Origin of the sequence: Mesorhizobium sp. (genome assembly GCF_017306585.1) — a bacterium.
GTDB lineage: Bacteria > Pseudomonadota > Alphaproteobacteria > Rhizobiales > Rhizobiaceae > Mesorhizobium.
The window spans coordinates 1-17,578 of sequence record NZ_JAFKIC010000247.1 but is presented as its reverse complement, the minus strand read 5'-3'; the positions used below and the strand labels follow the sequence as shown (position 1 = coordinate 17,578).

The window sequence follows — 17,578 nt, the reverse complement described above, 5'->3', positions numbered from 1 at the left end:
CGGCTGGTTCTACCTGGCCAACAAGGTCAGGACCGAAGCCGACAAGGCTGTTGCCACGCTGAACAAGAGCGGCATCCAGGCCGGCTGTGCCAATCTTCAGGTCAGCGGTTATCCGCTGAGCTTTACCGTCACCTGCGACAACCTCGCCTATGAGGACGACACCAGGAACGTCGCGGCCTCGGCAGGGTCGTTCAACGCCGCGGCCCAGATCACCCAGCCCCTGTCGCCGGTAGCCGACCTGCGCGGGCCGCTGCGAACTTCCGTTCCCGGCATGGTTCCGCTGTGGATCGACTGGGACAATCTGCAGGCCAACGTCAAACTGTCCTGGCCCTTGCCCAAGCGGGTTTCGCTCCATGCCGAAGGCCTGTCCGGCCAGACCGACCCGGCCGACGACACGGATCCGGTGGAGCTGTTCAGCGCCGGCAAGGCGTACGGCCAGCTACAGCCGAACGGCGCGGATGTCGACTATATCGGCAGTTTCACCGACCTCGAGATCGACGCCGATGCGATCGGCGGAAGGGTGCTGCCGGCGCTCGACGCCAGCGGCGACGCCACGCTGAAGAACGGCGTCGCCTTGATCGGCACGCAGGTGAAAAGCCTGCGTGGCCAGAGCATCGAGATCCGCCACCTCGACGTGTCGTCGGGAACGGCGCGCATCACCGTTTCCGGGCCGTTGTCCGTCGATGCGGAAGGCTTGGTGGACGCCGACCTGATGATCCGGATCAAGGATCCGAAGGCCGTGGCCTCCATCCTTGGCGGCGCGCTGCCGGAACAGAAAGACGCGATCCAGCAGGGTTTCGCAGCGTTGGCCATCCTGGGGAACGAGCCGTCCATGCCGCTGAAGGTGGTCAAGGGCAAGGCTTCGCTGGGTTTCATTCCACTCGGCAAGATCAAGCCGGTGCAATAGAAATCATGCTTTGCTCCGGCCTGACGCTACCATCGTGACGCCCGTGAAGCTTCTGAGTGTCGGAGCGCTGACGCTGGATACGATCCTGCGTGTCGACACCTTGCCCCACCATCAGGGAAAATTCATCGCTTCCGACGGCGTCCAGATCGCCTCGGGCATGGCGACGAGCGCTGCCTGCGCCGCGCATCGCCTCGGCGCCGAGGTGTCGCTCTGGGCGAGCGCCGGCGACGACCTCGTGGGCGACCAGTTGGTTGCCGGGATCGAGGCCGAAGGCGTCGATTGCACCCATGTGCGCCGTGTTGCCGGCGCGCGCTCGGCCTTGGCCTCGATCCTCGTCGATGCGCATGGCGAGCGCATCATCGTTCCCTTTTACGACGCCAGGGCCCAGGCCGATCCCGAAGCATTGCCGTTCGCGGATATTTCCGCCTTCGATGCGGTGCTGGCAGATGTGCGCTGGCCGGGCGCGGCAGCGCTTGCGCTCAAGGCCGCCCGTGCGGCCGGCCGGCCGGCGATCCTCGATGCCGACACTGCGCCACTGGAGGTGCTCGAGCATCTGCTGCCGCTGGCCTCGCACATCGTCGCGTCCGAGCCGGCCGCCCGCATCATATGCGGCCATGCGCTCGATCCGCGCACCGCCTGCGCCGACCTAGCCTCGCGCACCGACGCCTTCGTCGCGATGACCGGCGGCGCCGCCGGGACCTGGTGGGCCGATCAGTCGAACATCCGCCATGTCGAGGCGCCGAAAATCAAGGCGGTCGACACGCTGGCCGCCGGTGACGTCTTTCACGGCGCCTTTGCCGTCGGATTGGCCGAAGCCATGCCTGTCAGGCACGCCCTGCGCTTCGCCAGCGCCGCCGCCGCGCTCAAATGCCTGCGCTTCGGCGGCAGGCTGGGCACGCCGGACCGCGCCGAGACGCTGGCCATGGTCGCCGCGACCTGGCCTACAGAAACAGCTTAGCTTTTTGCGGGGTGTTCGACCGCCTGGCGGCCGAAGTCGGGCGTATCAATATCCTGCCCGGCCTCGATGATCGAGCGACGCACAGCCCGCGTGCGGGTGAACAGGTCGAACAGCTTGTCGCCATCACCCCAGCGGATCGCCCGCTGCAGGAACGCCAGGTCTTCCGAGAACCGCGCCAGCATTTCGAGGATAGCGTCCTTGTTGTGCAGGCAGACGTCCCGCCACATGGTCGGGTCGGAGGCGGCCAGGCGCGTAAAATCGCGAAAGCCGGAAGCGGAATATTTGATCACTTCCGTCTTGGTCACCGATTCCAGATCGTCGGCGGTGCCGACGATGTTGTAGGCGATGATGTGCGGCAGGTGCGAGACGATGGCCAGCGTCATGTCGTGATGCTGCGGGTCCATCGTGTCGATGTTGGCGCCGCAACGGCGCCAGAATTCCGACAGTCTCTCCAGCGCGCCGGCATCGGTGCCCGGCAGCGGCGTGAAAATGCACCAGCGGTTGGCGAACAGGTCGGCGAAGCCGGCGTCGGGGCCGGACTTTTCCGTACCGGCCAGCGGATGGCCGGGAATGAAATGCACGCCCTCGGGCACATGCGGCTGCATCTGCGCGATGACGGAAGCCTTGGTCGAGCCGACATCGGTGAGGATCGCGCCCTTCTTCAGCGCCGGCGCGATCTCTTCCGCGACGGCTCCAGACGAACCGACGGGCACCGAAACGATGACCAGGTCGGCGTCGCGGACCGCTTCCTTCGCGTCCGTGGTGTAGGAATCGCCCAGGCCCAGCGCCTCGGCTCTCTTGAGCGTGGCCTCGCTGCGGGTGGAGATGGCGACATGGCGCGCCAGGCCTTCGCGGCGGATGACGCGGGCGAGCGACGAGCCGATCAGGCCGATGCCGACAAGCGCGATTTTTTCAAACATCGGGGATGTCATGGCGTCCTAGCTTTTCAGAAATGTCGTGAGTGCGGCGACAACGCCGCGATTGGCCTCTTCTGTGCCGACGCTCATGCGCAGCGCGTTGGGAAAGCCATAGCCGGAGACGCGCCGCAATATGTAGCCGCGCGCCGTCAGATAGTCGTCGGCAGCCGCGGCGGAATGCTTCTGGTCGTCAGGGAAATGGATGAGCAGGAAATTGCCGACGCTGGGCGTCACCCGCAGCCCGAGCCCGATCATCTCCTGGCTCAGCCAGGCAAGCCAGGTCTCGTTATGCCCAACACTGCGCTCGACATGGGCGCGGTCGCGGATCGCCGCGATGCCGGCCTCGATCGCCGTTGCGTTGACATTGAAGGGGCCGCGCACGCGGTTGATCGCGTCGACGATGTCCATGGGGCCGTACATCCAGCCGATCCGCGCGCCCCCGAGACCGAGCTTGGAGAAGGTGCGCGTCATGACCACATTCTGCGCACTGCCCGCCAGTTCGATGCCGGCTTCATAGTCGTTGCGACGGACATATTCGGCATAGGCGGCGTCGAGTACCAGAAGCACGCTCTTCGGCAGGCCGGCATGCAGGCGGCGCACCTCCTGGAACGGCAGATAGGTGCCGGTCGGGTTGTTGGGATTGGCGAGGAAAACGATCTTCGTGCGCGCCGTCACGGCGGCCAGGATCGCATCGACATCGGCGCGTTCATCGGTCTCTTTCACCACCACCGGCACGGCGCCCGCCGACTGGATGTAGATCTTGTAGACCATGAAGGCGTGTTCGGTGAAAACAGCCTCGTCGCCGGGCGCGAGATAGGTCTGCGCCAGCAGACCGAGGATCTCGTCCGAGCCGTTGGAGCAGATGATGTTCTGCGCGTTGAGGCCATGCACTTCCGCGATCGCCTCGCGCAACCGGCGTGCGGTGCCGTCGGGATAGATGTCGAGCCTGGCCGCGACCTCGCGCGCCGCCTCGATCGCCTTCGGCGACGGACCGAGCGGATTCTCGTTCGACGACAGTTTGTGCACCTTGGCGACGCCTGCCGGAGCCGTGCTCTTGCCCGGCACATAGGCGTCGATATCCATGATGCCCGCGCGGGGCGTTGGACGTGCCGTGTCCGGTGTCTGGCTCATTTTTGCAAACCTGTCGAAAATGCCTCCATCCGGAGGCCGCTGCGGAAATACAAGCCATGACCGGCAATGTCGAGAGGTGGCAATGGTGCCAGCGAGACGGTCCGCGCAATGGTTGGCCCAAACGGCCGGCATTGACGGCGAGGCGGGCGAGTTCTAGAAGGGCAACGAACTCCCGTGGTGATTTGGCCGGTCGGCTTGCAGCCACGTTAAACAATTCGCTAAAGGGCCGTTGCGTGACGTAACCGGCTTTGCGAATGGCAATGCCGGTTTTTTATTGTCCGCGAGCCGGCCGGACGACCGCATCGCGGCGATTCCCGCCAGGCACGATGCAGCAAGTGAGTACGAGATGGCCGCTCCGCGCGCAGGAAAAACCAACAACGAGGCCGACCAGCCGTCGAGCCCGGTGTTGCGTTTCGGCCCCGACAAGCCGCTGAAGCTCGACGCCGGCACATTGCTGTCGCCGTTCCAGATCGCCTACCAGACCTACGGCACGCTGAACGATGCCCGGTCCAACGCCATCCTCGTCTGCCATGCGCTGACCGGCGACCAGCATGTCGCCAACACCAATCCGGTCACCGGCAAGCCCGGCTGGTGGGAGGTGCTGATCGGCCCGGGCAGGATCATCGACACCGATCGCTTCTTCGTCATCTGCTCCAACGTCATCGGCGGCTGCCTGGGGTCGACCGGCCCAGCCTCCACGAACCCAGCCACCGGCAAGCCTTACGGGCTCGACCTGCCGGTCATCACCATCCGCGACATGGTGCGCGCGCAGAAGATGCTGATCGACCATTTCGGCATCGAGAAGCTGTTTTGCGTGCTCGGCGGCTCGATGGGCGGCATGCAGGTGCTGGAATGGGCGTCGAGCTATCCAGAGCAGGTCTTCTCGGCACTCCCGATCGCCACCGGCGCGCGCCATTCCTCGCAGAACATCGCCTTCCACGAGGTTGGCCGGCAGGCCGTGATGGCCGATCCCGAATGGCATGGCGGCAAATATTTCGACTATGGCAAGCGTCCGGAAAAAGGGCTGGCGGTGGCGCGCATGGCCGCCCACATCACCTATCTTTCGGAAGCCGCGCTGCACCGGAAATTCGGCCGTAACCTCCAGGATCGCGAAACACTCACCTTCGGTTTCGACGCCGACTTCCAGATCGAGAGCTATCTGCGCCACCAGGGCATGACCTTCGTCGACCGTTTCGATGCCAATTCCTATCTCTACATGACCCGGTCGATGGACTATTTTGACCTCGCGGCCGACCATGGCGGCCGGCTGGCGGATGCTTTCGCCGGCACCAAGACGCGCTTCTGCCTGGTGTCCTTCACGAGCGACTGGCTGTTTCCCACCGAGGAAAGCCGCTCGATCGTGCACGCGCTCAATGCGGCAGGCGCCTCGGTGTCCTTCGTCGAGATCGAGACCGACCGCGGCCATGACGCCTTCCTCCTGGACGAGCCGGAACTGTTTGCCGCCATCAACGGCTTCATCGGTTCGGCCGCACGCGCAAGGGGGCTCACATCATGAGCGTCAACGGAAGCCAGCGCGTCGACCTCGAAGTCGTCGCCAATCTCATCCCGCCGCGCTCGCGCGTGCTTGATGTCGGCTCGGGCGACGGCTCGCTGCTCGAATTGCTGCAGGACACCAAACAGGTCGACGGCCGCGGCCTCGAACTGTCGCAGCGCGGCGTCAACGAATGCGTAGCGCGCGGCCTCTCGGTCATCCAGGGCGACGCCGACAAGGACCTCGAATTCTATCCCGACAAGGGTTTTGACTTCGTCGTCCTGTCGCAGACCCTGCAGGCGACGCGAAACCCGAAGCTGGTGCTCGACGAACTGCTCAGGATCGGCGATCGCGCCATCGTGTCCTTCCCCAATTTCGGCCATTGGCGGGTGCGCCTGTCGCTGTTCGTCAACGGTCGCATGCCCGTGACCAAGGACCTGCCTTATTCCTGGTACGACACGCCCAACATCCACTTCTGCACCATCCGCGACTTCGTCAATCTGTGCGAGGAGCTTGGCGCGACGGTGGAAAAGGCAACCGCGCTCGACGGCAACGGCCAGAAGATCGGCCTGTCGATGCCCTGGTGGTTCTGGAATTTCTTTGGCCAGCAGGCAGTGTTCCTGCTGAAGCGATAGCCAGATCCGATAGCTGGCACTAGCTCAGAACATCCGTCGCCTTGTGCGGATGCTCGACGCCATCTGCGAAAACCACATCCGATTGCGAGTTTTCGGTCCGCAATGCCAGGATGGCCTGATAGGCCGGCGAGGCGTACCAGTCCCGCGCATGCTGCCTGTCGGGAAATTCGATGACGATCAGATTGCCCGGCCAGTCGTTCTCGACCACCTCGACGTCGCCGCCATGGATCAGGAACCGGCCGCCGAAGGGCTCCAGCGTGGCATCGATCCTGTGCAGGTACTCGACGATCTGCGGGCCCATCGTGACTTGGCGCATATGGGCGACGGCATAGGCGGTCATGACATAACTCCTGTTGGATCGAGGCCGACCAGCCGGCCTCATGAGGAGCAATCTGCCCGAACGCCTGACATCATGCGATTACGTATGAGGTAATGAAAAGCAGCAGCGAGCGTGGCCGCCCGCAAAGCGATGCGTCACCGGTCGAGTTCCGGAAAATACGGATCGGACAGGAACCGCCTGTCGCGTTCGCCCAGCAGGCAGTCGACCGGCGCATCGGCGGCGATGGGAATGACACTGGCCCTGTCCTGGATACCGCTCACCTCGAGGATCAGCTTGCGCCGGATGGCGGTGGAAAACTCCGCCGCGGCATGGATCGGCAGCACGAAGGAGCCGGGCCCACCGGTCACGCACTGCGCATAATACTGGTCCAGATGCTTGAAGGTCGGCGACGGGTTGATCAGGATCGGCAGGCCGTTGATCACAATGCCTTTGGCGACCGCGGCATCACGCATCACCGTCACCGGCGGCCCGACATTGTTGGGACCGTCGCCCGATATGTCGATGACGCTGCGTTCGCCCTGGAAATCCGTTCTGTCGAAAAGCCCGGCGCCGAAACCGAGCGCTGTGGAAATCGAGGTCCCGCGAAAGCTGCGGAACGGCCGGGCCGCGACCTTGTCGGCAAAAGCCTTGGCGCTCTCGGCGCCGTCGATGATTTGCCAGCCGATGACCGCGTCGTCACGCACGGTGCCCGCCCATTCGAAATAGGCAAGCGCGATGCGACCCTTGTTGCCGGAGCGAACCGCCTGGACGAAATCCGGATGTCGCAACGCCTCGACATAGCCCGCGCGCTGCAGGGCGAATTCCCTCTCGTCCATCGACAGCGAGATATCGACCGCCAGCACCAGCTCGACATCGACCGGCAGCGCTGCCTGTGGCGCGGCAATCGGTATCGCCTGGGCGCAGGCGAGACAGGCAAGCAAACGCAGGGCGTCAAGCATGGCCGGTGCCGGGGTTGTTTCTCCCGCCGAGCTTTCCCCGCGATCACGGCGAAATAAAGCTGCTCGCCGGCAAGCCGGCGAGCAGCGCTATTTCTTGCGCCGGGCGGCGACGGGCGGTGGCTCGATGGCGCCGGCCCTGACGCGCGCGGGTTTCAGCGCCGGAGCGCCGGAATCCTTCACGATCGTCAGGCTGCGTGGGAAGAACTGATTGTTGTGCTGACCGCGCCCGATGTTGATGATCGCCGCCCCCTTCAGATGCTTCTCCAGCAGCGACAAAGCCCGCCTCAGCGACGGGCCGTCGAAGGCATCCATCGCCTCGTCGATAACAACCCATTTCGGTTGCCGCAAGGCGAGCCTGGCCACGCCCAGCAGCCGCTGTTCGTCATCAGCCAGTTCATGGTCCCATCGCCCGACCCGGTCGAGCGAGGACGACAGCCGTTCGAGACCGACTTCGGCCAGCACCGCCGCAATCTCGGCATCGCTGGGGGCCGCGTGCCCATTGGCGTGATTGAGCACCTCGCGCAACGTGCCGGCCGGCAGATATGGGACGCGCGGCACAAAGATCAGGGTCTCTCCCGCAGGCAGGCCGATCTTGCCGCTGCCCCACGGCCACAGGCCGGCAATGGCGCGGAAGAACAGTGTCTTGCCGGCGCCGGGCTCGCCGGTGATCATCACGCGCTCGCCCGGCCGGATTTCGACATGCTGGTCCGAGAGTTTCGTGCAACCCTCCGGCGAGGCGACTTCGAGTCTTTCGAAGGTCAGGCTGCCATTGGCGTTTTCATCGAAGGCGATGCGCTTTTCCTTGTCGTGCAGCACATCGGTTTCATTGAGCGCGATGCGGAAGTCGGCGACCCGCATCAGCGTGGCGCGCCAGTCGGCGATGCTGCCGATATTGTTGATGAACCAGCGCAGCGAGGAGTGGACCTGGTTGAAGGCGCCGACCGCCATCATCAGCCCGCCAAAGGAGATATCGCCGGAGAAATAGACCGGCGAAGCGACCAGGATCGGCGCCACCACGGTGATCCAACCATAGGTGTCGGTCACCCAGGACAGGTTGATCTGGGCGGTGAAGATACGCCGCATGGCGCCCAGCACCGTGCCTAGGTCGAGTTCGAGCCGTCGCCTGGCGTCGTCTTCGCCATGGTAGAGTGCAATGGCGTCGACATTCTCGTTGACGCGCACCATCGAGGAACGCAGCTCGGCTTCGCGCGTGTAGCGGTCGCTGTTGAGACGGATGAGCGGCCGACCGACCAGCCAGCTCAGCCAGGAGGCGATGCCGGCATAGAGGAAGGCTGCCCATACCATGTAGCCCGGTATCGCCAGCGACCAGCCGCCGATGTGGAACACGAAGCCCGAGGACAGCTCCCACAGCACGCCGACGAAGGATACCAGCAGGATGAACGATTGCAGCAGGCCGACGCCGAGATCGGTCGACAGATCAGACAGATGCGCGGCGTCCTGCTGCATGCGCTGGTCGGGGTTCACTCCGATGGCGCCGGCATTGGCCAGGCGGAAAGCGCGCGCTGGCTTCATCCACTGGTCGATCAGATCCAGCGTCAGCGCCTCGCGCAGCTTCAGCCGGATCATCTGGTTGAGCCAGGTCTGGCCGATATTGAGCACCAGCAGCCCGCCGGCGATCATCGCAAAGATCAAAAGCTGATGCAGGAAGGCCGTCATGTCGCGGCGCGCAAGTGCGTCATAGAAGGGCTGGTTCCAGCGGTTGAGCAGGACCTGGCCGATCGATGTCGCGATGATCACCAGCATGATGCCGACCGAGGTCCACAACAGCCATTTGCGAACCGGCGACCCCAGCAGCGCCTGCTTGATCGTCGTCACCTGGTCGCGCAGGCTGCTGGCCTCGACCGCCGCGACCGGCCGGACAGCGTTGTCTGGTTGATCAGCCATTACCCAAGTCCTTGCGTTCAGAAGCGATGCTGAAACCGGATGAAGAAGACTGAAGGCATCCGCATATCAACCAGGCTGCGAGTTCACCACGACAGATAGACCGGCAAAGGCCGCGCTGAGGAAATTTCTGGCGAGATCACGAAGGTTTCACCCGGCGGGCCGGTGACGCGCCCTCGCCGGCCCGCCGGCCGAGCCGCGTCGCGCCATGTGGCGACAGCACCGGCACGAAGACACGGCGGGACGCGCGCTGGACCACCGGCACGCCCTGATAGAGCCGTTTCTGCGCCTCGACGACGATGACGCCGGAGAAGATCGGCCACAGCCGCCGGCCGGCGCGCTCCAGCACATTGTGGAAGCGCATCATGAAGCGCCGCCGCGACGGCGGGAAGAACAGCGCGTCGGACCATGCCGCCGGGGTGAAATTCGCCTCGCGCAGCAGTTCGGTCAGTTGCCCGCGCGAGAACGGCCGCCCGTTGCCGAACGGCGTATGTTCGAAGCGCGCCCAGACACCGCGCCGGTTCGGCACGACGATGACGACCCGCCCCGCCGGTGACAGCACCCGCCAGATTTCGTTCAGCGTCTCGCGCGGATTTTCGGCATGTTCCAGCGAATGGACCATCAGCACCCGGTCGATGCAGGAATCGACCAACGGCAACTCCTCGTCGAAAACCAGCGCCGTCGCCACCGGCCCGGCCGGCGGCCAGACGACGGCGCCCTGGGTGGCCGGCATGAAGGCGAAAACCCGTTCGGCGTCGGTGCCGAAGCGTTCCAGCCAAGGCAATGTGTAGCCGAGGCCGACAAGCCGTTCGTTGGGCACCGCGGCCCATATCGACGATAACGCCATGGTGATCGAGCGCTCGGCGAAGCGGCCGAGCGTTGTCGAATAGAAGGAGCGAAGGTCGACGATGTCGGAATGCATGTCAGGGATGTAGCCGTGATATCGGCGGGTTTCAACAAAAGCCCCGGGACAGCCGACTTTGCCGATCTTATTCGGCGTTGCCGGATGACATCGGCGCTCCGCCGCCCTATGTCTGCGGCAGCAAATGGAGAGAGGCGATGGCGGTCGAAATCGAGCAGTTCATGTGCCGCACGGACAATTTCGGCGTCCTGGTGCATGACCCCGCAAGCGGGCAGACCGCAATCATCGACGCGCCCGAGGAAGGCCCGATCTTGGTCGCGCTCAAGCGCACCGGCTGGACGCCGACCATGATCCTGACCACGCACCATCATGCCGACCACGTCGAGGCCAACCTGGCGCTGAAGGAACGCTTCAAGCTGCGCATCGTCGGCCCCGAGGCCGAAAAGGCGAAAATCCCCGGCATCGACGAAACCGTCGAGGAGGGCTCCGTCCTGCATCTGGGCGACGAACGCATCGAGGTGATCGCCACGCCCGGCCACACCGCCGGCCATGTTTCCTACCACCTGCCCGGTTCGAAAGTGGCCTTCACCGCCGACACGCTGTTTGCGCTGGGTTGCGGCCGGCTGTTCGAATGCAAGCCGCCGGTGATGTACGAATCGCTGAAGAAGCTCGCAGCCCTGCCGGCCGAGACGACAGTTTATTGCGGCCATGAATACACGCTCGCCAACGCGCGTTTCGCCTTGAGCGTCGACCCGACAAATTCGGCCCTCAGGGAACGTGCCGCCAGGATCGAGGCGCTTCGCGTCGAAGGCAAGCCGACGCTGCCGACGACGATCGGCGAGGAACTGTCGACCAACCCCTTCCTGCGCTGGCACGATCCCGCGATCCGCAAGCATCTCGGCATGGAAAAGGCAGGGGATGCCGAGGTGTTCGCCGAAATCCGCAAGCGCAAGGACAATTTCTGAGCGCCGTGCTAGCGTTCTCCGGATGAGCAGCTCCGCCGAAATCATCGCGACACTGGGATTGAAACCGCATCCCGAAGGCGGCTGGTACGCAGAGACTTTCCGTGACGAGGACGGCGGCGCGCGCGGCCATTCGACCGCGATCTATTTCCTTCTCGAGGAGGATCAGCTTTCGGCCTGGCACCGGGTCAGGGATGCGGCCGAAGCCTGGCATTTTTACGCCGGTGCGCCGCTGGCGCTGTCGATGTGGGAAGACGGCGGCGCCGTGGTCGAGCAGGTGCTCGGCATCGAGCTCGCGGCGGGCGAACGGCCGCAGATCATCGTCCCGGCGGGCTGGTGGCAATCGGCGCGCAGCCTCGGCGAATGGACGCTGGTCGGCTGCACCGTGGCGCCGGGCTTCGACTTCGCCGCCTTCGAACTGGCCGCGCCGGACTGGCAGCCAGGAGAATGATCCCGAAAGGCGTCCCATTTAACTCTCGCAACCAACATCTTGCCAGCCGTATTGCCGATCCGGCTGCGCACCGGATGCCCATCAAGGCCATGCCGATATGAATGATTATCGGCTGCCTATGCGAAACAAAGTGCTCATTGCCACCTTTTCCGCAGTTGGCGTAGCAGGCCTTCTGCTCCGACCTATTTATCCGAAGAGCATCTTTGTCGCACTATTTGTAATGAGCGTGTTCTTTGCAGCGTATTCAATCTTCTACGTATGCAGGTTGTTTCGCGAATGGAACGAGGTTCCGACGCTTCAGAGGCGATTGCTCATGATGATTCTTCTCATCTCTCTGGGTGTGTCCTTTTACACGATTTATCTGATGCTGTGTTCCATGCTGGCGCAATGAGCAGTAGCTAACCGCTGAGCATCATCAGCATTGGTTTCGTCGAATTCGACGGCAAATCCTAGCCCAACAGAAACCCGAGCGTGATCGCCAGTTGGGCGGCATAATAGAGCACCCACACCGCAAGCCGCATCCAGCCGCGATGCGGCGAGATGGCTGCGACCAGGAATCTCTCGGTGGCGAGCAGCCCATCCGACGCCATGAACAGCACCGCGCCGCCGATCACCAAGGGACTGCTTGTCGTCAGCGCCGACAAGCCCATCGCCAGGATCGCGACGACATAGACGGCGATCGGAATGCGCAGGCCGGGACCGACACGGCGCCAGAGCGCGGCGATCATGACGACCGCGAACACCGCCATGGCGAGCATGATCGCGCCGCGCCAGGGCTCGGCGCCAATCAGGCCCAGCCCGCCCCCGGCGCGCAGGAACAGCGCGATGTAGACGACATGGGCGATGAGGAAACTCGCCAACCCACCCATGAAGGCCTTTTCGCCATCGCGCGACAGGAAGGCATCGCCGATCGCGCTCAGCGCAAGCGCGGCGACCAGAAGCAGCGGGCCGCTCTGCATGGCGGCGAGCACGGCGAGCATCGCCACGGCGAGCGTCTTCGCCGCCGAGCGGCCGAGCGTTGGTGGCATTCCAGCTGAAAAGGCGTAGATGACCGCCGCCACCAGCGAGAAGATCAGCGTTGCATTGGCGTTGGCGTCGATGCCGCCGGCAAAGGGCATCGTCATGCCCTGGCTCCGCCTTCGGATGCCCCGGGTCCGCCTTGGGCCGGCGCCGGTTTGCGCAGGAACAGCGACTTCGCCGCCAGGGCCGCGCCGCCGGTGATGAGCACGCAGGCCGCCAGGATGCGCAGCGACGGCTCGGCGACGCCCGCCGCGATCAGCACCAGCGTCGATAGCAATGGCGCGGCATAGCTCGCGGCGCCCAGCACCTGGATGTTGCCGCGCTTGACGCCGATATCCCAGGCATAGAAGGCGGCGCCCACCGGCATCAGCCCGAGGCCGAGCACCGCCAGCCACTGGCCGGCACCATCGGGCAGCACCGTCTGTTCCAGCGCCAGATGGCAGGCGAGCGACAGGATCGCGGTTGCCGCGCAGAACCAGGTGACGATGCTGGTCGGCACGGACGGAAACCGCCGCGACAGAAGTGAATAGGACGACCACAGCACGGCGCAGACGGCGGCCATGGCATAACCGAAGGCATAGCGGGCATCGAAGGCCAGGGCGCCGCCCTTGGTGACGATCAGCACGGTGCCGGCAAGGCCGAGCAGCGCGCCCACGACGTGGTTCCATGCCAGCTTCTCGCCCGGCATCAGCGCCGACCCCAGCACGATCAGCAGCGGCCACAGATAGGCGATCAGGCTTGCCTCGACAGCCGGCGCGTTGCGCAATGCGGTGAAGTAGAAAAAGTGGTAGCCGAACAGGCCGGCTATGCCGATCAGCCAGACCTGGGGCGGTATTTTTTGACTCTTGTCGGCGGCTGGCATGAACAGCCGCGCGACAAGCCCGACGCCGGTGCCGATCGAGAAGGTGATCGCCGACAGAAGGAAGGGCGGCACCTTGCCGGACGCGTCGGTGAGCAATGCCAGCAGCGCCCACATGGCGACCGCCGAGAACCCGATGAGTGTTGCGCGCCCCATTCCCTCTCCAGTGGCGCGCCCGCTCCTGTCTCCAGGGATGCGCCCGGTCTATTGCACCGCTTCGAACTGTTTCGCGCTTATGGTCAGCGGACCGATCTGGGTTCCGACCGTGGCGTGGATGGGCGCATATACGCCGGTTTGGCCGAGCGGCGCAAACGTCACCATCATCCGGCTCTTGTTCTTCAGGAACTCCAGCGCCTTGCGGCCCTTGCGATAGCCAGCCACCGGCTCGAAACCCATCCTGCAGGTGACGGTGTCGCCCTTGTAGCCTGGCACCGAGATCGTCCCCTTCGAAACGTAGCTCAGCGTCAGATCGGCGCGCATCTCGCCATCGTAGATCTTCACCGTGCGGCCGCAGACCTTGTCCAGGCTGTCGGCATGGATGACGGTTGCCGCCATGGGGTCGAGCACCGAGGCGAGGTCGCCGGCGCCGAGCGGCACCCATTCCTTGGGATCGCGCTTGCCGGGGGGAGGAATGACCTGCGTCGAAGTGACGTTACCGTTCGTGAAACGGATGTCGATCGCCGACACCTTCTTGCCCGAGGTGTAGTCGGCGCGGAACGCCTGCGGCACCATCTTCTGGCCCGAGATGATGCCCTTGGACGAGATCGTGCCGCGCGTGTCGTCGAACAGCTTGGCCAGACCCGCCGCCGAGACGGTGCCATTGATCGTATAGACGCCGTTCTCATAACTGCTGGAGAAGGTCGATCTCGCGATCGACAAACCCAGGAACGACACGGTGTATGCGCCCTTGAAGGATTGCGGCGAGGCGGCCGAGGCCGCGGACGGCAAGGCAATGGCAAGCGCGGCGGCAAGCGCGAGAGGCAAACGAGGCATGGCGGGATCGTATCCTTGATGTTCGGGCCGGAAGCGGGCGACTCCGGCCTGGCGTGTCCCTATGGGACCGCTTATAGAGGCAAATCCGGCCTTAATATGAAAAGCAGGGCGCTTCCGTGGGGAAGCCGGAGCTTGACGCCCCGGTGAAATGCAACTATGGAACGCCAACTTTTTCCATAAGGCCGCCTGACCAGAACCGCGCGCCACCCGGCGTGGGCACAAAGGTTTGGCAGGTCACGAGAGAACTGAAGGTTAGAACCATGTCCCGTACCTGCGAACTCACTGCCAAGGCAGTCATGACCGGCAACAATGTGAGCCACGCCAACAACAAGACCAAGCGCCGCTTCCTGCCGAACCTCGTCAATGTGACGCTGATTTCGGAAGCGCTGAACCAGAACGTGCGCCTGCGCATCTCGGCCAACGCGCTGCGTTCGGTCGAACATCGCGGCGGCCTCGATGCCTTCCTGGCCAAGGCCGATGCCAAGGAACTGTCGCAGCGCGCCCGCCTCTTGAAGAAGCAGATCGCCAAGAAGCTCGCCGAAGAGACCGCTGCTTAATTTGTCTTTCAGGCGGGGGACGACCGCCTTGGGCATCGGATAAGACCCGCAAGGTTCGATGATCCGATGCCCTCATATCAAGCGAGCGCTGCCTCGGCATGATGCTCCGCTGGTTCCATTACCCAGGATAAAAAAATGACTTCCTTCTCGAGATACCTGCCCTTTGTGGCCGCCATGGCGCTTGTCGTCGTGGCATCGAATATCCTCGTGCAATTCCCGATGCAGGGCCAGGTCGGCGGACTCTCGCTGGCCGATCTGCTCACCTGGGGCGCCTTCACCTATCCTTTCTCCTTCCTCGTCACCGACCTCGCCAATCGCCGCTACGGGCCTGCCGTGGCGCGCCGGATCGTTTTCGTCGGCTTCATGACGGCGGTGGTGTGCTCGATCCTGGTGCCGCCCTTCCTGTTCCGCCACGGCTTCATCGAGTTCGAAACATCAGCCGACCGGCTGGTGCGCATCGCCTGTGCGTCGGGCGCCGCCTTCCTGACCGCGCAGCTGCTCGACGTCACCGTGTTCAACCGCTTGCGCCGGCAGAGCTGGTGGCGCGCGCCGATCCTAGGCACGCTCGTCGGCTCGGTGTTCGATACGCTTGTGTTCTTCAGCGTCGCCTTTTCCGCCGCCTTCGCCTTTGTCGGCCCGAGCGACAGTTTCGCGCTCGAAACCGCGCCGCTGATGGGCGTCTTCCATGTCGACGCCATGCGCTGGATCTCGTGGGCGCTCGGCGATCTCAGCGTCAAGCTGATCATCGCCGTGGTCGCCCTCATTCCCTACCGGCTGCTCGCCGCCCGCTGGAGCCAGCCGGCCTTGGCCGCCTAGCCGATGATCCCCTGGGTCCAGCTCGACTCAGCGAAAACGCCCGATGGCGCGCAGCAGCTTCGCCTCAAGCGGCGCGGCGCCGAATTCTCGATCATGCTCGGCACCAATGAGCTGATGAACAGCCGCCTTAGCGGCTCGGAAGAAGCGCTGGCGCGGCTTTCCTGCGGCAAGATTGCCGGGCATCGGCAGCCGAGTATCCTCATCGGCGGACTGGGCATGGGATTTACGCTGCGCGCCACCCTTGCCGAACTCGGCGGAGATGCCGGCGTTGTTGTCGCGGAACTGGTGCCGGCGGTCGTCGCCTGGGCGCGCGGCCCGATGGCCGAGCTGTTTGGCGGCTGTCTCGACGACCCGCGCGTCACCGTCCGGGAAACCGATGTCGGACAGGTCATCTGGTCCGGGCATGGGGTCTGGGACGCGATCCTGCTCGATGTCGATAATGGCCCCGAAGGCATTGTCCACAAGGGCAACGACGCGCTCTACAGCGCAACAGGGCTCGCCGCGGCGCGCGCCGCCCTCAAGCCGGGCGGCGTGCTGGCGGTGTGGTCGCAAGGCCCGGACGCCGGCTTCACGCGGCGGCTGAAACAGGCAGGCTTTACCGTCGAGGAAGTGAACACGCGCGCCAACGGCAAGCGCGGCGCGCGTCATGTCATCTGGCTGGCCGTTAAAGGGTAAAGACCCCGCGCAGTCGAGCGGTTCGGCCTCGCGGGTCCAGCCGCTCAACCCTGATGCAGGATGAATTCCAGATAGAGATTGCGCTGCAGGATCGAATGGTTGTCGTCGGAGATCAGCGACACCATCAGCGCGCCGTCATCCCTGGTCCAGACGTCGAGACCTTCCATATTGTCGATCTGGTAGCCCATGTCGGCCTGCAAGAGCACCGGCCCGTCGGCGACCGCGCCCTTTTCGACGCTTTCGCCATGGATGCGCCGGAGCCGCATCTTGAGGCCGCCCGCCATGGTGAAGCTGCGCTCCAGCAGCAGCAGGTCGCCGTCCGGCAGGAAGGCGCCGTCGGTGATGTCGAAATCGTCGTTGCGCTTGACGGTGAAGATACCTTTGCGCGGCCCTTCGATGATGGCGGCGAAGATGTTGCCCGACTTGTCGAGGCTCTTCTCCGAGACCACGACAAGGCTGCCCTTGAGCGGACCATCGGCATTGGCGTGGGCGACGGTCTCGAAGCCCCGGTTCTGGCGCAGTTCCCGCGCCGGGATGAGGAAATCCAACTGCCGGAACGGCGCCTTCATGTCATCCGGATCGATCCTGAACTGGGCGACGCGGTGGTTGCGCTCGAACCCGACCGTGGCGACGCCATCCCTGACCGCGAGGCCTTCGGCGTCGACTTCCCATTTTTCGTCAATCGGCTGGCCCTTGCCGTCGACCATCTGCTGCATGCGGAAATTCTGGATGCCGACGGGCCGCCTGTCGGCATCTCGAGCCACCGTGCCGAAAAACCAGTAACCGGTGTCGGCCACGCCAATGAAATCGCTGCCCGCCTTCAGAAACCGGAACGCCGACAGCGCACCAAAATCGCGCGATTTCGAGGTCATTTCCAGCCCGCCGACGAATTCGAGCGGACCGAACCGCTTCTCGTCACGTCCGATCTTGAACTGGCTTATCGGTCTCGCTGAAACCTCAACCGGTTCAACTGAAGCCGGCCCGGCGGCAATCGCCGGCGAAAAGGCCAAGCCGGCGAGTGCGCAAGCGGCAAGAACCGTGCGCCGGAACCCGCCGCGCGAAAAGGTCATCCGGCGCGACGCATGCCGCCGCGCCGCGTATCGCGCGCGCTTTCCTCGGCAAACAGCGAGGCCAGTTGCTCGGTCATCGCGCCGGCCAGTTCC

At 64.4% G+C, this 17,578-nt stretch carries 19 protein-coding genes and 1 riboswitch; of the genes, 9 read left to right on the top strand and 10 right to left on the bottom strand.

What is annotated here, in order from left to right; translation table 11 throughout:
* Both J0I79_RS29780 and J0I79_RS29775 read left to right on the top strand, forming a co-directional pair.
* On the top strand, positions 1–907 hold a 907-nt coding region (locus tag J0I79_RS29780; RefSeq protein ID WP_292867913.1), incomplete at its 5' end, for a DUF2125 domain-containing protein.
* A gap of 31 nt (positions 908–938) precedes the next feature.
* Positions 939–1,865: a sugar kinase gene (locus J0I79_RS29775; RefSeq protein ID WP_292867916.1), complete on the top strand. Its 927-nt coding sequence runs from the start codon at positions 939–941 to the stop codon at positions 1,863–1,865.
* Here J0I79_RS29775 and J0I79_RS29770 read toward each other — a convergent pair.
* Together J0I79_RS29770 and J0I79_RS29765 are read right to left on the bottom strand one after the other, a co-directional pair.
* Positions 1,862–2,797, bottom strand: a complete 936-nt coding sequence (locus tag J0I79_RS29770) for a prephenate/arogenate dehydrogenase family protein (RefSeq protein ID WP_292867910.1) — start codon at positions 2,795–2,797, stop codon at positions 1,862–1,864. The two genes, J0I79_RS29775 and J0I79_RS29770, sit on opposite strands and share 4 nt — an antisense overlap.
* Before the next feature lie 6 nt (positions 2,798–2,803).
* On the bottom strand, positions 2,804–3,913 hold the full coding sequence (locus J0I79_RS29765; RefSeq protein WP_292867907.1) for a histidinol-phosphate transaminase: 1,110 nt from the start codon (positions 3,911–3,913) through the stop codon (positions 2,804–2,806).
* Between the two features lie 164 nt (positions 3,914–4,077).
* Positions 4,078–4,155: riboswitch (SAM riboswitch) on the top strand.
* Positions 4,156–4,259: 104 nt separating this feature from the next.
* Between J0I79_RS29765 and J0I79_RS29760 the strand changes: the two genes are divergently transcribed.
* Together J0I79_RS29760 and metW are read left to right on the top strand one after the other, a co-directional pair.
* Positions 4,260–5,429, top strand: a complete 1,170-nt coding sequence (locus J0I79_RS29760; RefSeq protein WP_292867904.1) for a homoserine O-acetyltransferase — start codon at positions 4,260–4,262, stop codon at positions 5,427–5,429.
* Positions 5,426–6,040 carry a methionine biosynthesis protein MetW gene (gene metW, locus J0I79_RS29755; protein ID WP_292867901.1) on the top strand — a complete coding sequence of 205 codons (615 nt, stop codon included), beginning with the start codon at positions 5,426–5,428 and terminating at the stop codon, positions 6,038–6,040. Before J0I79_RS29760 ends, metW begins: the two co-directional genes overlap by 4 nt.
* Before the next feature lie 19 nt (positions 6,041–6,059).
* Here the strand turns inward: metW and J0I79_RS29750 are convergent, their stop codons facing one another.
* The 4 genes from J0I79_RS29750 to J0I79_RS29735 all read right to left on the bottom strand — a co-directional run bounded on the left by J0I79_RS29750 (position 6,060) and on the right by J0I79_RS29735 (position 10,142).
* Entirely contained in the window at positions 6,060–6,380 is a 321-nt protein-coding gene (locus J0I79_RS29750; protein WP_292867898.1) for a DUF1330 domain-containing protein, read from the bottom strand.
* A 134-nt stretch (positions 6,381–6,514) separates the two neighbouring features.
* Positions 6,515–7,318 (bottom strand): DUF1194 domain-containing protein, encoded by an 804-nt coding sequence (locus J0I79_RS29745; RefSeq protein WP_292867895.1) that lies wholly within the window; start codon positions 7,316–7,318, stop codon positions 6,515–6,517.
* Between the two features lie 87 nt (positions 7,319–7,405).
* On the bottom strand, positions 7,406–9,223 hold the full coding sequence (locus J0I79_RS29740; RefSeq protein ID WP_292867892.1) for an ABC transporter ATP-binding protein/permease: 1,818 nt from the start codon (positions 9,221–9,223) through the stop codon (positions 7,406–7,408).
* Between the two features lie 136 nt (positions 9,224–9,359).
* Positions 9,360–10,142, bottom strand: a complete 783-nt coding sequence (locus J0I79_RS29735) for a class I SAM-dependent methyltransferase (protein ID WP_292867889.1) — start codon at positions 10,140–10,142, stop codon at positions 9,360–9,362.
* Positions 10,143–10,279: 137 nt separating this feature from the next.
* Here J0I79_RS29735 and gloB point away from each other — a divergent pair, with 137 nt between their 5' ends.
* Together gloB and J0I79_RS29725 are read left to right on the top strand one after the other, a co-directional pair.
* Complete coding sequence (gene gloB, locus J0I79_RS29730) at positions 10,280–11,047, top strand: hydroxyacylglutathione hydrolase (RefSeq protein WP_292867886.1); 768 nt, start codon at positions 10,280–10,282, stop codon at positions 11,045–11,047.
* Between the two features lie 22 nt (positions 11,048–11,069).
* Positions 11,070–11,495 (top strand): cupin domain-containing protein, encoded by a 426-nt coding sequence (locus J0I79_RS29725; protein ID WP_292867883.1) that lies wholly within the window; start codon positions 11,070–11,072, stop codon positions 11,493–11,495.
* Between the two features lie 449 nt (positions 11,496–11,944).
* Here J0I79_RS29725 and J0I79_RS29720 read toward each other — a convergent pair whose 3' ends face one another.
* From J0I79_RS29720 to J0I79_RS29710, 3 genes are read right to left on the bottom strand one after another with little or no spacing between them, the layout of a single operon-like run.
* Entirely contained in the window at positions 11,945–12,619 is a 675-nt protein-coding gene (locus tag J0I79_RS29720) for a lysoplasmalogenase family protein (protein WP_292867880.1), read from the bottom strand.
* The gene (locus J0I79_RS29715; RefSeq protein ID WP_292867877.1) at positions 12,616–13,530 is read right to left on the bottom strand and encodes an EamA family transporter; all 915 of its coding nucleotides are present in this window, start codon (positions 13,528–13,530) and stop codon (positions 12,616–12,618) included. The genes J0I79_RS29720 and J0I79_RS29715 overlap by 4 nt, the downstream gene beginning before the upstream one ends.
* Before the next feature lie 48 nt (positions 13,531–13,578).
* Positions 13,579–14,367, bottom strand: a complete 789-nt coding sequence (locus tag J0I79_RS29710) for a DUF3108 domain-containing protein (protein WP_292867874.1) — start codon at positions 14,365–14,367, stop codon at positions 13,579–13,581.
* 260 nt (positions 14,368–14,627) lie between these two features.
* Here J0I79_RS29710 and rpmB point away from each other — a divergent pair, with 260 nt between their 5' ends.
* The 3 genes from rpmB to J0I79_RS29695 all read left to right on the top strand — a co-directional run bounded on the left by rpmB (position 14,628) and on the right by J0I79_RS29695 (position 16,415).
* Positions 14,628–14,924, top strand: coding sequence for a 50S ribosomal protein L28 (gene rpmB, locus J0I79_RS29705; protein WP_292867871.1), 297 nt, complete (start codon positions 14,628–14,630; stop codon positions 14,922–14,924).
* Positions 14,925–15,059: 135 nt separating this feature from the next.
* Positions 15,060–15,740 carry a queuosine precursor transporter gene (locus J0I79_RS29700; protein WP_292867868.1) on the top strand — a complete coding sequence of 227 codons (681 nt, stop codon included), beginning with the start codon at positions 15,060–15,062 and terminating at the stop codon, positions 15,738–15,740.
* 3 nt (positions 15,741–15,743) lie between these two features.
* Positions 15,744–16,415, top strand: coding sequence for a hypothetical protein (locus tag J0I79_RS29695; protein ID WP_292867865.1), 672 nt, complete (start codon positions 15,744–15,746; stop codon positions 16,413–16,415).
* A 44-nt stretch (positions 16,416–16,459) separates the two neighbouring features.
* On the opposite strand, the gene J0I79_RS29690 is transcribed toward J0I79_RS29695, so the two are convergent.
* Positions 16,460–17,485, bottom strand: a complete 1,026-nt coding sequence (locus tag J0I79_RS29690) for an esterase-like activity of phytase family protein (RefSeq protein ID WP_292867862.1) — start codon at positions 17,483–17,485, stop codon at positions 16,460–16,462.
* Between the last annotated feature and the right edge of the window lie 93 nt (positions 17,486–17,578).

Bases quoted from the DNA above. Each gene is read 5' to 3' on its own strand.
- J0I79_RS29695 (WP_292867865.1), top strand. From the start codon at position 15,744: ATGATCCCCTGGGTCCAGCTCGACTCAGCGAAAACGCCCGATGGCGCG.
- J0I79_RS29750 (WP_292867898.1), bottom strand. From the start codon at position 6,380: ATGACCGCCTATGCCGTCGCCCATATGCGCCAAGTCACGATGGGCCCG.
- J0I79_RS29715 (WP_292867877.1), bottom strand. From the start codon at position 13,530: ATGGGGCGCGCAACACTCATCGGGTTCTCGGCGGTCGCCATGTGGGCG.
- J0I79_RS29735 (WP_292867889.1), bottom strand. From the start codon at position 10,142: ATGCATTCCGACATCGTCGACCTTCGCTCCTTCTATTCGACAACGCTC.
- J0I79_RS29725 (WP_292867883.1), top strand. From the start codon at position 11,070: ATGAGCAGCTCCGCCGAAATCATCGCGACACTGGGATTGAAACCGCAT.
- J0I79_RS29720 (WP_292867880.1), bottom strand. From the start codon at position 12,619: ATGACGATGCCCTTTGCCGGCGGCATCGACGCCAACGCCAATGCAACG.
- metW (WP_292867901.1), top strand. From the start codon at position 5,426: ATGAGCGTCAACGGAAGCCAGCGCGTCGACCTCGAAGTCGTCGCCAAT.
- J0I79_RS29765 (WP_292867907.1), bottom strand. From the start codon at position 3,913: ATGAGCCAGACACCGGACACGGCACGTCCAACGCCCCGCGCGGGCATC.
- J0I79_RS29745 (WP_292867895.1), bottom strand. From the start codon at position 7,318: ATGCTTGACGCCCTGCGTTTGCTTGCCTGTCTCGCCTGCGCCCAGGCG.
- rpmB (WP_292867871.1), top strand. From the start codon at position 14,628: ATGTCCCGTACCTGCGAACTCACTGCCAAGGCAGTCATGACCGGCAAC.
- J0I79_RS29700 (WP_292867868.1), top strand. From the start codon at position 15,060: ATGACTTCCTTCTCGAGATACCTGCCCTTTGTGGCCGCCATGGCGCTT.
- J0I79_RS29690 (WP_292867862.1), bottom strand. From the start codon at position 17,485: ATGACCTTTTCGCGCGGCGGGTTCCGGCGCACGGTTCTTGCCGCTTGC.
- gloB (WP_292867886.1), top strand. From the start codon at position 10,280: ATGGCGGTCGAAATCGAGCAGTTCATGTGCCGCACGGACAATTTCGGC.
- J0I79_RS29770 (WP_292867910.1), bottom strand. From the start codon at position 2,797: ATGACATCCCCGATGTTTGAAAAAATCGCGCTTGTCGGCATCGGCCTG.
- J0I79_RS29760 (WP_292867904.1), top strand. From the start codon at position 4,260: ATGGCCGCTCCGCGCGCAGGAAAAACCAACAACGAGGCCGACCAGCCG.
- J0I79_RS29710 (WP_292867874.1), bottom strand. From the start codon at position 14,367: ATGCCTCGTTTGCCTCTCGCGCTTGCCGCCGCGCTTGCCATTGCCTTG.
- J0I79_RS29740 (WP_292867892.1), bottom strand. From the start codon at position 9,223: ATGGCTGATCAACCAGACAACGCTGTCCGGCCGGTCGCGGCGGTCGAG.